Consider the following 12930-nt stretch of genomic DNA (forward strand, 5'->3'; position numbering starts at 1 on the left):
TGGCATTTCCCATCGTGAGCCTCGCACCCAGGAAGCGGCTGCGGTGTGTTCACAGGTTAAGCGTTCGACGCGATTGTCTAAGCCGAACTTGGTCGTTGAGAAATTCGGATCGACTGTTTACACCCCGGCAAACAGCAGAATCCTCCAGAGGCATTCCAGCCCCATGGAATCTGCCGCAAGAGGCACCTTGCAACGCAGCGTGATGCTGCTACGCCGGCCCTTTCGACAGATCCTGCTCTGGCGTTGAGGCATGCTAGGGGCTCCTTGATTCCAGGCGAGAAGTGACCCATGGCCTTGCTCTATAAAGCTGACCCGGTACGCGGCGAACACTGGCGACGCCTGTTCGCCGAACACGCGCCGGACATTGAATGGCGTGCCTGGCCAGACATCGGCGACCCGCGGGATATCCAGTACCTGGCGGCCTGGCAGGCGCCGGACGAGCTCGAAACGCTGTTGCCGAATCTGCAGGTGCTGTTCGCCTTGTCAGCCGGCGTCGATCAACTCGACCTCGGTCGCTTGCCGACGACGCTGCCGGTGGTGCGCTTGCTCGACCCGGGCATCAGCCAGGGCATGTGCGAGTACGCCAGTTTCGCCGTGCTCAGCTTGCACCGGGACATGTTGCGCTATCGCCAGCAACAGGCCGAACGGTGCTGGCAAGCGCACCGCCTGGTGCCCGCCGGCCAGCGCCGAGTGGGCATCATGGGCCTGGGTTTGCAGGCTCGGCAGATACTCGCCACCTTGAAGACCTTTGGTTTTGCCTTGTCCGGTTGGGCCCGCAGCGAGCATCACATCGACGGGGTGGCGTGCTTTGCTGGCGACGAGCAACTACCGGCCTTTCTCGGTCAATGCGACATTGTGCTGTGCGTCCTGCCGTTGACCGAGCAGACCCGAGGGATCCTCAACCGCCAGCTGTTCCAACACCTGCCCAAGGGCGCAGCGTTGGTCAACATGGGCCGGGGTGGGCACCTGGTGGAAGCGGACCTGCTTGAAGCCCTTGCCGACGGCCAACTCAGCGCCGCGGTACTGGACGTGCTGGAGCAGGAACCGGCGCCGATGGATCATCCCTTCTGGCACCATCCACAGATACTGTTGACGCCACACATCGCGGCGATGACTCAGCCTGAAAGTGCCTTTGGCGTGTTGTTGGAGAACATCCGCCGGCATCAACGGGGTGAATCGATGCTGGGCCTGGTTGATCGTGAGCGCAGCTATTGAGCCCTCGATGGTCTCTGGCTTCGGATCCGAACAGCGAAAGAACAACCCGGTATTTACTGCTGGCCAAGCCTCTGATTTGAGCAAGAAATGTGGCCGGCAGAGCCGTTGCTTACGCAAGATACCGAATCGATGTGCCGCCCTTGCCAGGCCCGGTGGCAGGTGAGATACAAAGACTTTCAGCGCACACCGCCATCCGCTTTCGTCCCTTATTTTATGGTGATCAGCCATGTCCACTTCGCAACGCCCTAGTTATTTCTATCGCGCCATGACCGCCACCGACGTACCGGCGGCCCATGCCTTGTCCGTGCAGTTGAAATGGCCCCATCGCCTGGAAGACTGGGCGATGCTGCAACGTGTCGCCCTGGGGTTTGTCGTGGAAGACCAGGGCCGTTTGATCGGAACGGCGTTCACCTGCGCCCAGGGGGATTACGCCACTATCGGCCTGGTGATTGTCGACGATGAGTACCAGGGCCAGGGCATCGGTCGCAAGCTGATGGAACTAGCGATCGAAGCGTGCGGCTCGCGAACCGCCATCCTCAATGCAACCTTGGCCGGTGCCCCGCTGTATGCCAGCCAGGGGTTCGTTGATTTTGGGCATATCCAGCAGCATCAAGGGCAAGTGCTGGTGCCGGTCCCACTGGAGCTGGCCGCCGGCGAGCGCTGCCGCGAGCTGAGCGAAGCCGATCACGCCGAGCTGATCAAACTGGCCAATGCCGGGAGCGGACTGGACCGAACCGCCGTGCTCAATGACCTGTTCGAGGTCGTTGAACATTCAGTGGGTATCGAGCGCGACGGTCACTTGTGCGCCTTCGCCCTGCTGCGCCCGTTCGGCCGTGGCCGCTGCATTGGCCCGGTCATCGCCCAGAACCTGGAGCAGGCCCAGCACTTGATCGCCGTGCTATTGGCTCGAGTGCCGGACGCATTCGTTCGCATCGACATCCCTTTAGACAGCGGCCTGGCCCCTTGGCTGGAAGAGGCCGGGCTCAAGCAGGTCGACACCGTCGCCCAAATGGCACGGGGCACGCCCCCGCAGGCGACCGGTGCGGTTCGGCAATTTGCGCCGGTGACCCAGGCCATTGGCTGAAAACCCACACGCTCCTCAACGCATCCCTGGAGAATCACCTTCATGCTCGAACCCACCGCAGTGCTGTTGGCACACGCCGATGGCAGCCTTGCCTCAACCCCGTTCACCCCGGGTTCACTGGGCGCCAAGGATCCGTTCGACCGCCTCATCGCCTATGCCGGCGCCGATGGCATGGCTGCCGGCGTGGTCCGGGCGAACGGGCTGTTCAGTGTCGATGAATACCCTTTCAGTGAGACGGTCGTGGTGCATGCCGGCGCAGTGACGCTGCGCAGCCAGGGGCAGACGCTGCAGCTCAAGCCAGGTGAAAGCGCGGTGATCGGTCGGGGGACGGCGCTGGAGGTCGAGGCGCAACCTGGCTCGCTCTGGGCCTTCTGTGCCGATACCCAGCGTATCGAAGCAAACCTCCCCGGGCTGACGGCACTCCCCGCTCATACCCTGCTCTCGCCTTCCGCAGCGCCCGATGAGGCGATCCTGCTCAGCCCGCCGCCGCAATGTCGCTCGCACAATCTGTTTGTCGAAGAAGCGAGCAACCTGCGCATCGGTATCTGGGACTCGACGCCCTACACCCGCAAGTCACGACCGCACAAACTGCATGAGCTGATGCACCTGCTCGAAGGCAGCGTCACCTTGCAGGCAGCCGATGGCAGCGACTTGACGGTCAACACCGGCGATACCGTATTCGTCCCGCTGAATGCACCGTGTGCCTGGAAAAGCAGCGTTTATGTGCGCAAGGTGTACGTCGTCAAGTAATCCGGTGTACGGCAGTTCTACCGCTATCGCGAGCAAGCTTTGCTCCCACAACGGGTTGCGGGTGGATGTGAATCTTGCGGCCAACCCGGACCCATGTGGGAGCGAGCCTGCTCGCGAAGGCGGCGGCACATCCAACATCATCACAAGCTGATCCACCGCTATCGCGAGCAAGCTCGCTCCCACAGGGGATTGGTGGTGGCTGTGAATCGTGCGGCCAACCGAGAACCCAGTGTGGGAGCGAGCTTGCTCGCGAAGACGGCACATCCAACATCATCACAAGCTGACCCACCGCTATCGCGAGCAAGCTCGCTCCCACAGGGGATCGGTGGTGGATGTGAAGTCTGCGGCCAACCGAGAACCCAATGTGGGAGCGAGCTTGCTCGCGAAGGCGGCGGCACATCCAACATCATCTCAAGCTGATCCACCGCTTTCGCGAGCAGGCTCGCTCCCACAGGGGATTGGTGGTGGATGTGAATTTTGCGGCCAGCCCGGCCCCATGTGGGAGCGAGCCTGCTCGCGAAGGCGGCGGCACATCCAACATCATCACAAGCTGACCCACCGCTTTCGCGAGCAAGCTTTGCTCCCACAGGGGATTGGTGGTGGCTGTGAATCCTGCGGCCAACCGAGAACCCAGTGTGGGAGCGAGCTTGCTCGCGAAGACGGCACATCCAACATCATCACAAGCTGACCCACCGCTATCGCGAGCAGGCTCGCTCCCACAGGGGATTGGTGGTGGCTGTGAATCCTGCGGCCAACCGAGAACCCAGTGTGGGAGCGGGCTTGCTCGCGAAGGCGGCGGCACACCCAACATCATCACAAGCTGATCCACCGCTATCGCGAGCAGGCTCGCTCCCACAGGGGATTGGTGGTGGATGTGAAGTCTGCGGCCAACCGAGAACCCAGTGTGGGAGCGAGCCTGCTCGCGAAGGCGGCGGCACATCCAACATCATCACAAGCTGACCCACCGCTATCGCGAGCAAGCTCGCTCCCACAGGGGATTGGTGGTGGCTGTGAATCCTGCGGCCAACCGAGAACCCAGTGTGGGAGCGAGCCTGCTCGCGAAGGCGGCGGCACATCCAACATCATCGCAAGCTGACCCACCGCTTTCGCGAGCAGGCTCGCTCCCACAAGGGGTTGTGGTGGGTGGTGGCAGATCAGCCAAAAAAAGCCCGCAGTGTGAGCGGGCAAAAGGTGTCGCAAGTTAGATCAAGCCTCAGAGCATGGCGGCGATGGCCTGGCCAACGTCCTGGGTCGAGCCTTGCCCACCCAGGTCGGGGGTGATGGGGCCTTCGGCGATCACCCGTTCGATTGCCTTGAGAATCCCATCATGGGCCGCGCGGTAGCGTTCATCGCCGTTACCCAGGAAATCGAGCATCAAGGCGCCGGACCAGATCATCGCGATCGGGTTGGCAATGTTCTGCCCATAGATATCGGGGGCCGAGCCATGCACCGGTTCGAACAGCGACGGGTAGCGGCGCTCCGGATCGAGGTTGGCCGAAGGTGCGATGCCGATGGTGCCGGCGCAAGCCGGACCCAGGTCGGAGAGGATGTCGCCGAACAGATTCGACGCCACCACCACATCAAACCGATCCGGCTGCAAAACAAAGCGAGCGCACAGGATGTCGATGTGTTGCTTGTCCCACTTCACATCCGGGTACTGCTCGGCCATCAATGCCGTGCGCTCGTCCCAATACGGCATGCTGATGGAGATGCCGTTGGACTTGGTCGCCGCTGTCAGGCGTTTGCGCGGTCGGGTCTGGGCCAGGTCGAAGGCGAACTTCAGGATGCGGTCGACGCCTCGGCGGGTGAACACCGACTCCTGCAGCACGAACTCATGCTCGGTGCCTTCGAACATCTTGCCGCCGATGGAAGAATATTCGCCCTCGGTGTTTTCACGGATCACCACGAAGTCGATGTCCCCCGCCTTGCGCCCGGCCAGGGGACACGGCACGCCCGGAAACAGCCGCACCGGGCGGATGTTCACGTACTGGTCGAAGTCGCGGCGGAACTTGAGCAACGAGCCCCACAGGGACACATGATCCGGCACTTTGTCCGGCCAACCCACGGCGCCGAAGTAGATCGCGTCGAAGCCCTTGAGTTGTTCGAACCAGTCGGCGGGCATCATCTGCCCGTGCTCCAGGTAGTAATCGCAATGGGCCCAATCGAGCACTTCGATGTCCAGCGACAACTGCCACTTTTTCGCGGCTTGCTCCAGTACCCGCAGCCCTTCGGGCAGGACTTCCTTGCCGATGCCATCGCCGGCAATAGCAGCGATTCGAAATGGTTTGCTCATCAATCGTGGCTCCCTGGTGTCTGTTCAAATGACGGTCGCATCACAGCCCACCGATGTGGAAGGCTTTGACTTCAAGGTATTCGTCCAGGCCGTACTTGCTGCCTTCGCGCCCCAGGCCTGACTGCTTGATGCCGCCGAAGGGCGCGACTTCCATGGAAATGATCCCGGTGTTGAGCCCGACCATGCCGAACTCCAGCGCCTCACCGAAACGCCATGAGCGGCGCAGGTCCTGGGTGAAGTAATAAGCGCCCAGGCCATACGGCGTGGCATTGGCCAAGGCCAGGGCCTGCTCTTCAGTAGTAAAGCGCATCAGCGGCGCCACCGGGCCGAAGGTTTCTTCGTTGGCCAGCAACATCCCGGCGTGGGCCTCGCCCAGTACCGTTGGCTGGACGAACTGGCTGTCGCCCTCGGGAACACCACCACAGAGCAGGCGCGCGCCCTGGCTCAATGCATCGTCGATGTGCCGGGCGACTTTGTTCACCGCCGCGAGGTTGATCAGTGGGCCGATCATCACGTCAGCCTCCAGCCCATTGCCGACCTTGAGCTTGCCCACCTCCTCCACCAGGCGCGCGGCGAAGCGTTCGTAGATGCCGTCCTGCACCAGGATGCGGTTGGCGCAGACGCAGGTCTGGCCGGCGTTGCGAAATTTGCTGAGCATGATGCCGGCGACGGCTTGCTCCAGGTCTGCATCGTCAAACACGATGAACGGCGCATTGCCGCCCAGTTCCAGGCTCAAGCGCTTGATGTGCTCGGCGCTCTGGCGCATCAGCAAGCGCCCGACCGCCGTAGAACCGGTAAAGGAAATCTTGCGCACCGTCGGGTTGCCGGTCAGTTCTTCGCCGATACCGGCCGGCATACCCGTCACGACATTGAACACCCCGGCCGGAATCCCGACCCGCTCGGCCAGCACCGCCAGGGCCAAGGCTGACAAAGGGGTCAGGTCCGAGGGTTTGACGATGACCGGGCAGCCCGCCGCCAAGGCCGGGGCGCACTTGCGGGTGATCATCGCATTGGGGAAATTCCATGGGGTGATCGCGGCACAGACACCCACCGGCTGCTTGAGCGTGAGCAGGCGTCGGTCGCCGCTGGGCGCCGGGATGGTTTCGCCATAGACCCGACGGGCCTCTTCGGCAAACCATTTGGCGAAACCGGCCCCGTAGCGGATTTCGCCCTTGGCTTCGTTCAACGGCTTGCCCTGTTCACAGGTCATGATCAGCGCGAGGTCGTCGAGGTTGTCCATCATGGCTTGATACCAGCGCTCCAACAGCGCTGCCCTTTCGGCCGCCGGACGCGCGCGCCACGCCGGCCAGGCCCGCTCGGCGGCTTCGATGGCGCGCCGGGTTTCCACGCCTTGCATGGCCGGCACCCGGGCGAGTACCTGGCCGGCGGCCGGGTCAATGACGTCAAGGGTGGCGGCGTTGTCGGCGCCGATCCACTGACCGTCGACGTAAGCGAGTTCTGCCAACAGGCTGGGGTCTTTCAATCGATTCTTGAGCATGGTCGCGTCCTGTTCCGAGGTGATTCCAGTCTAAGGAGATGCCACGGGGCAGGATGCTGAAAGCGGGGGTTGGGCAGTGTTGGATGCTGAAATTTGCCGTGAGGCAGCAGGCTCTACCGAGTGGTTGAACTCACGCCTGGCCCCCTGTGGGAGCGAGCTTGCTCGCGATGACGGCGGCACAGTCAACATTGGCACCAACTGACCCACCGCTATCGCGAGCAAGCTCGCTCCCACAGGGGATCTGTGTGTGGCTTGGGGCCGGTTAGATTTTCAGGGAACCGAGCAACCCTTCCAGAAACCGCTCCCCCGCCTCCATCTGGCTGATTTCGATGAACTCATCGGGCTTGTGCGCCTGTTCGATCGAGCCTGGGCCGCAGACCACCACGGGTACATCCAGGCGCTGCTTGAACAGGCCGCCCTCGGTGCCGAAGGAGACCTTGGCGGTGCCGGTGTCAGGGGTGGCGAAGTTTTTCAGGAAGCGCACGGCTTCGACGCTCGGATGGGTGTCGAGGCCCGGATAGACGTTGAGGGTTTCGATCTCGATGTCCGCGACGCTGGAGAGCTTTTTCGCCTCGCGCACGATCACCTCGGCGCGCTCGCGCAGTTGCTCCAGGAACAGGTCCAGATCGTCATCCGGCAAGTTGCGCACTTCGAAATCCAAGGTGCACAGGTTCGGCACGATGTTCAGGGCCTTGCCGCCGACAATCTGCCCGACATGCACGGTGCTGTAGGGCACGTCGTAATCCGCGTCCTGGGCGCCTTGCTCCTGCAATTGCTGCTGGCTCTGGCGCAACGCCGCGATGAAATCGCAGGCCACGTGAATCGCATTGACCGAGCGCGGTGCCAGCGATGAGTGCGCTTCCAGGCCGCGACAGTAGGTGCGATAGGAACCCTTGCCCTTGTGGCCGAGCACGAACTGCATGTTGGTCGGCTCGCCGATCACGCACAGAAACGGTCGCACCGGCGCCAGGTGCAGCACGTCGAGCAAGCGCCGCACCCCGACGCAACCGATCTCTTCGTCGTGGGAAAGCGCCAGTTGCAATGGCCGATTCAGCGAATGGTCAGCGGCATCGAGCATGGCGTCGATGGCCAGCGCAATGAAACCTTTCATGTCACAACTGCCACGCCCGTACACCCGTCCATCGCGCACGGTCGCCTGGAATGCCGGAACGGTCCAGGCCTGCCCCGCCGCCGGCACCACGTCGGTGTGGCCGGACAGCAGGACCCCGGGCAAGTCACAGGGGCCGGTGCTGGCGAACAGGTTGGCCTTCTTGCCGCTGTCATCCTTGACGATCAGCGACTCGATGCCCTTGCTCAGCAACAGCTCGCGCACGTACTCGATCAGGGCCAGGTTCGATTCGCAAGAGACCGTTTCAAACGCCAGCAGGCGTTCGAAAATGGCTAACACGCGGGGTTTCATGAGGCCTTGCTCCGTTGCTCGGCGGAAGAGGCGAACCGGCGGATGGAGAACGGCTCGATGAAGGTTCGAGTACTGCCGGTGCTGATCAGTTCAGCCATGACATCGCCAACGCCCGGGCCGAGCTGGAAGCCATGGCCGCTGAAGCCGAACGCATAGTACAAGCCATCGACGTTGCCACTGGGCCCCATCACCGGCAGGGAATCGGGCAGGTAGCCTTCGATGCCGCTCCACACGCGGATGATGTTGAGATTGCCGACACCCGGCAGCAGGCGACGCATCTGGTCCAATTGATTGAGGATGCTGCGCGGCTCGACATAGGCCCGGCGGTTGAGCATGTCCGGCTTGCTGCGATAGCCGCCGCCGATGACGATATTGCCTCGGGGAATCTGGCGGAAATAGATCACTTCTTCAGGAATCTTGGTGTACACGCCGATCACCGTCGGCAAGGCATATGGCACCGGTTCGGTGACGGCCATTTGCGGGCCGTTAGTCTCCAGCGGCACTGGCTCGCCGAACTGCGCCGAGAGCTTCTGGCCCCAGGCGCCCGCGGTAATCAACAGCTGCGCGGCGCTGAACTGGCGGCCATCGGTGGTGCTGATGCTGAACCCGTCACCGACCTTCTGCACCTCGGCCACCTCGGTGCGTTCCTCGATGCGTGCCCCGAGCCGCCGCGCCGCCCGGGCAAACGCCGGGGCCGCCAGACGCGGATTGGCATGACCGTCGTGAGGCGCATAGGAGCCGCCCTTGACGTCCTTGCCGAGAAACGGAAAACGCGCATGCAGCTCGCTGCCGCGATAAATCTTCAAGTCCAGTTGCGCCGCTTCCGGCGCCGCTGCGTAAGCCTCAAGCTCGGGTATTTCATCCTCGCGATAACACACGCGCATGTGCCCGCTGGCGATGAACTCCAGGTCGTCGTCGATCAGCTCCGGCAGACGCTTCCACAGCGCCCAGGAGCGGTTCGCCAGTTCCAGTTGCCCAAGAAAACGCCCCTGGCGCCGCACGTTGCCGAAGTTGACGCCGCTGGCGTACTGGCCGATCTGGTCACGCTCCAGCAGGATCACCGACTGCCCCCGTTGGCGCAGAAAAAACGCCGCCGCCGAGCCCATCAGGCCGCCGCCGACAATCACCACATCGGCTTTATTGACCGTCATGGCGTCACCTCCCGAGTGAGCATCGAAAGTGGTTTCACGGGGGCCTGACCGCGCTGGCGCCCCACCTCCTGCACCTGGACACCCGCTGCTGCCGCAATCACTTCGGCCCCGGCCTGGGAGCAATAACGCCCCTGGCAGCGGCCCATGCCGACCCGGCTGAACGCCTTGGCCCGGTTGACTTCACAGGCGCCCTTTTCGCTGACCGTGCGGCGCAGTTCGCCGGCGCTGATCATCTCGCAGCGGCAGACGATGGCTTCGTCCGGCAAGGCCTTGGCTTGTGCCGCAGGCCAGGGAAACGCCTGGGCCAGGCCGAGGCGAAACGCGTCCATTACCTTGAGCGCCTGGCGCTGCTCAGCGACTTGTGCGGCGTCTACCGGCTGCTGCAAATCGCCGAGCAACGCCAAGGCAACCAGGCGCCCGGCATGCTCGGCGGCATCGGCGCCACGAATCTTCGAGCCATCACCGGCGGCGTAGACACCGCTGACCGAGGTCCGCCCCTCTTCGTCCGTGTCCAGCAGCCATTGGCTGGAGGCCTCGTCAAAGCGCAGCCGACAACCCGCCAGGTCGGCCAGTTGGGTTTCCGGGCGCAAGTGATAACCCAGCGCCACCGCGTCGCACGCTACCGTCAAGGTTTCCCCGCTGGCGGTGCGGACCCGCACGCCGCTGACGCCGGTGGTCGCCTCGCCCAGAATTTGCAGCGGCGAAATGCCCAAGTGCACGGCAATCTTCGCCCGATACAACTGCGCCAACAGTTTCATGCCGGTGAACAGCAAACCCGGGCGCGCCATGAGCTTGGGCAAGGCTTTGATCCGCTGGCCCAGCGGCGATGTATCGAGCACCGCTGCGACGTTGGCACCGGCCTTGAGGTATTGGCTGGCGACCAGATACAGCAACGGTCCGCTGCCCATGAACACCACGCGGTGGCCGATGGAAACCGCCTGGGCCTTGAGCGCAATCTGCGCGCCGCCGAGGCTGTAGGTGCCGCCCAGTTGCCAGCCCTCGATGGGCATCAGGCGGTCGGTGGCGCCGGTGCAGAGGATCAGCGCGTCGTAATCCACCGTCGTGTGCTGGCCCTGGCTGACGCAGCACAGTTGCCCCGGCGTCAGGTTCCACACCAGGGTGTCCGGGCGGTAGTCGATCTGCGGGCGCAAGCGGTCGAAGCTTTCGTGCAGGTCACGGGCCTTGTCCGCCTCGGTGCCGTACAGCGTGGCGTAGTCGCGGGTGAACCCTTCGGGCTGGCGCCGGTAGATCTGCCCGCCATCGCGACGGTTTTCGTCGAGCAGGATCGGCTTGAAGCCCGCCGCGACCAGGGTCTGGGCACAACGGATGCCGGCCGGCCCGGCGCCGACAATGACGACTCGATGCGTGTTCAGCCGCGCAGTGGCCATATCGCCTCCGGTTGTTGCGTGATGATGTCCAGCCCTTCGCGTACTTCATTGGAGCAGGCCCGCAGGCGCTCGCCGCTGCGGGTCCAGACCCAGCAATCCTGGCAGGCGCCCATCAGGCAGAAACCGGCCCGGCTGCCCGGATCGAATTCCGACTGGCGCAACGCCGGGCCATGGGTCAGCAACGCGACCATCAGCGTGTCGCCCTGCAACGCCTCGACCGGGACGCCATCCACTTTCAATTTGACGACGGGCCGGCCCTGTTCGGCCAACCTCACGAAACGCGCGCTCATGCGTAGGCTCCCACGATCATGCTGTTTGAATCCTGTTGGTGCTTGAGCAGCTCGGCACTGTCGTGATGACAGAGCACCTCGCTGCCGCCGTCGATGATCCGCCGGGGCGGCGCGGTGTGGTTGCACAGGCCGTCGACCCGCACCGGGCAGCGATTGAGGAAGGTGCACAGCTCCGGCACCTCGGCGCGCGCGCCCAACGCCGGTAGTGTGCCGCAGGTGGTGGCGCCACAACTTTCCAGCCAGCCCTGGCGCAACTCCGGCACCGAATGGATCAACAGGTCGGTGTAGGGATGGAACGGCGCCTGGGCAAACGATTGCCGGCTGCCCTCTTGAATCTTGTGGCCGCTGTACATCACCACGATGTCGTCGCACAGCGCTCGCACCGTGGAGATGTCGTGGCTGATGAACAGGTAGGACACCCCCAGTTGCTGGCGCAGGTCGCGCAGCAGTTCGAGGATCGCCGCGCCGACCACGGTGTCGAGGGCCGAGGTCACTTCATCGCACAAAATCAGGTCCGGCTTGGCCGCCAGCGCCCGGGCCAGGTTGACCCGCTGTTTCTGTCCGCCGGAGAGTTCGCTCGGGCGGCGCTCGGCCATGTCCCGTGGCAAACGCACCAGGTCGAGCAATTCGCCGATACGCTCGCGCAGCGCCGCGCCCTTGAGGCCGAAATACATCTTCAACGGCCGGCTCAGGATGGTGCTGATGCTGTGCATCGGGTTGAGCGCGGTGTCGGCGTTCTGGAACACCATTTGAATGCGGCGGAACTGTTCGTCCGTACGCTCGGACAGGCTGCCACCCAAGGGCTGACCGTCAAACGTCAACCCGCCCAGGGCCGGGGTCAACAACCCGGCCACCACCCGCGCCAGGGTCGACTTCCCCGAACCTGATTCACCGATCACACCGATGGCCTGGCCCCTGCGCACGGTCAGGTCGATGTCTTCGAGCACCCGGATCGCCGGCATGCCGTGCTGGTTCTTGTTGCCGTAGCCGGCGGTCAGGCCCTTGATGGTCAGCAGCGGCGTGTCTTCGGCCACGCCGCATGGCGGACGAATCGTCGTGTCTGGCCGTGCCGCCGCCAGCAGGCTGCGGGTGTAGGCATGAGCCGGGCCCTTGAGCAGCGGCGCGGTGGCGCTCTGCTCAAAAATCTGCCCGCCGTTGAGCACCACGATCTGGTCAGCCATCTGCGCCACGACGGCCAGGTCGTGGGACACGTAGACCGCCGTCGCGCCACGTTCGCGCACCACCCGCTTGAAGGCGCGCAGCACGTCGATCTGGGTCGTCACATCGAGGGCCGTGGTCGGCTCATCGAGCACCACCAGCAGCGGATCGCTGATCAGCGCCATGGCCGCCATCACCCGCTGCAGTTGCCCGCCGGACACTTGATGGGGATAACGCTGACCGATGCATTCGGGGTTGGGCAGCGCCAGGTCGCGGAACAGTTCGATGGCCTTGGCTTCGAGCACGGCCCGGCTGCCCAGGCCATGGATCAACGCGCCTTCCACCACTTGGTCGATGAGTTGCTTGGCCGGGTTGAACGCCGCCGCCGCGCTTTGGGCGATGTACGACACCCGGTTGCCGCGCAGGCCTTGCAGCTCGCGCTCACTCAAGGCGAGCATGTCGTGCTCGCCAATCTGCACCACGCCACCGGCCAGGCGACAACCGCGCCGGGCATAACCGAGCAGCGCCAGGGCGATGGTGGTCTTGCCCGAACCGGACTCGCCGATCAGCGCCAGCACTTCACCTTTCTCCAGGGAGAAACTCACGCCCTTGACGATCTCCACCTCGTTGCGCTCGCCACAGGCGACCACGCGCAGGTTCTCGACTCGGATCAATTGGCTCAT

At 63.8% G+C, this 12930-nt stretch carries 10 protein-coding genes and 1 pseudogene; 3 read left to right on the forward strand and 8 right to left on the reverse strand.

Annotated elements, in window-relative coordinates; all coding sequences use genetic code 11:
• Nucleotides 1-288: 288 nt before the first annotated feature.
• From LQ215_RS11610 to LQ215_RS11620, 3 genes are all read left to right on the forward strand, one after another.
• The gene (locus tag LQ215_RS11610; protein ID WP_230149869.1) at nucleotides 289-1215 is read left to right on the forward strand and encodes a 2-hydroxyacid dehydrogenase; all 927 of its coding nucleotides are present in this window, start codon (nucleotides 289-291) and stop codon (nucleotides 1213-1215) included.
• 226 nt (nucleotides 1216-1441) lie between these two features.
• On the forward strand, nucleotides 1442-2299 hold the full coding sequence (locus LQ215_RS11615) for a GNAT family N-acetyltransferase (RefSeq protein WP_230149871.1): 858 nt from the start codon (nucleotides 1442-1444) through the stop codon (nucleotides 2297-2299).
• Between the two features lie 42 nt (nucleotides 2300-2341).
• Nucleotides 2342-3049 carry a cupin domain-containing protein gene (locus LQ215_RS11620; protein WP_230149873.1) on the forward strand — a complete coding sequence of 236 codons (708 nt, stop codon included), beginning with the start codon at nucleotides 2342-2344 and terminating at the stop codon, nucleotides 3047-3049.
• A gap of 81 nt (nucleotides 3050-3130) precedes the next feature.
• On the opposite strand, the pseudogene LQ215_RS29755 reads toward LQ215_RS11620, so the two are convergent.
• The 8 genes and pseudogenes from LQ215_RS29755 to LQ215_RS11655 all read right to left on the reverse strand — a co-directional run.
• Nucleotides 3131-3514: pseudogene (locus tag LQ215_RS29755) on the reverse strand (hypothetical protein); the annotation flags it as partial.
• 748 nt (nucleotides 3515-4262) lie between these two features.
• Nucleotides 4263-5342, reverse strand: coding sequence for a tartrate dehydrogenase (locus LQ215_RS11625; protein WP_230149875.1), 1080 nt, complete (start codon nucleotides 5340-5342; stop codon nucleotides 4263-4265).
• A gap of 40 nt (nucleotides 5343-5382) precedes the next feature.
• Complete coding sequence (locus tag LQ215_RS11630) at nucleotides 5383-6840, reverse strand: NAD-dependent succinate-semialdehyde dehydrogenase (protein ID WP_230149877.1); 1458 nt, start codon at nucleotides 6838-6840, stop codon at nucleotides 5383-5385.
• A 262-nt stretch (nucleotides 6841-7102) separates the two neighbouring features.
• Nucleotides 7103-8260, reverse strand: a complete 1158-nt coding sequence (argE, locus tag LQ215_RS11635; RefSeq protein ID WP_230149879.1) for an acetylornithine deacetylase — start codon at nucleotides 8258-8260, stop codon at nucleotides 7103-7105.
• On the reverse strand, nucleotides 8257-9411 hold the full coding sequence (locus LQ215_RS11640; RefSeq protein ID WP_230149881.1) for an NAD(P)/FAD-dependent oxidoreductase: 1155 nt from the start codon (nucleotides 9409-9411) through the stop codon (nucleotides 8257-8259). The genes argE and LQ215_RS11640 overlap by 4 nt, the downstream gene beginning before the upstream one ends.
• Complete coding sequence (locus LQ215_RS11645) at nucleotides 9408-10799, reverse strand: NAD(P)/FAD-dependent oxidoreductase (protein ID WP_230149883.1); 1392 nt, start codon at nucleotides 10797-10799, stop codon at nucleotides 9408-9410. Before LQ215_RS11645 ends, LQ215_RS11640 begins: the two co-directional genes overlap by 4 nt.
• On the reverse strand, nucleotides 10781-11089 hold the full coding sequence (locus tag LQ215_RS11650; protein WP_014337750.1) for a (2Fe-2S)-binding protein: 309 nt from the start codon (nucleotides 11087-11089) through the stop codon (nucleotides 10781-10783). The genes LQ215_RS11645 and LQ215_RS11650 overlap by 19 nt, the downstream gene beginning before the upstream one ends.
• Nucleotides 11086-12930 (reverse strand): ABC transporter ATP-binding protein, encoded by a 1845-nt coding sequence (locus LQ215_RS11655; RefSeq protein ID WP_230149890.1) that lies wholly within the window; start codon nucleotides 12928-12930, stop codon nucleotides 11086-11088. Before LQ215_RS11655 ends, LQ215_RS11650 begins: the two co-directional genes overlap by 4 nt.

The organism is Pseudomonas brassicacearum (assembly GCF_918698105.1).
Lineage (GTDB): Bacteria > Pseudomonadota > Gammaproteobacteria > Pseudomonadales > Pseudomonadaceae > Aquipseudomonas > Aquipseudomonas brassicacearum_F.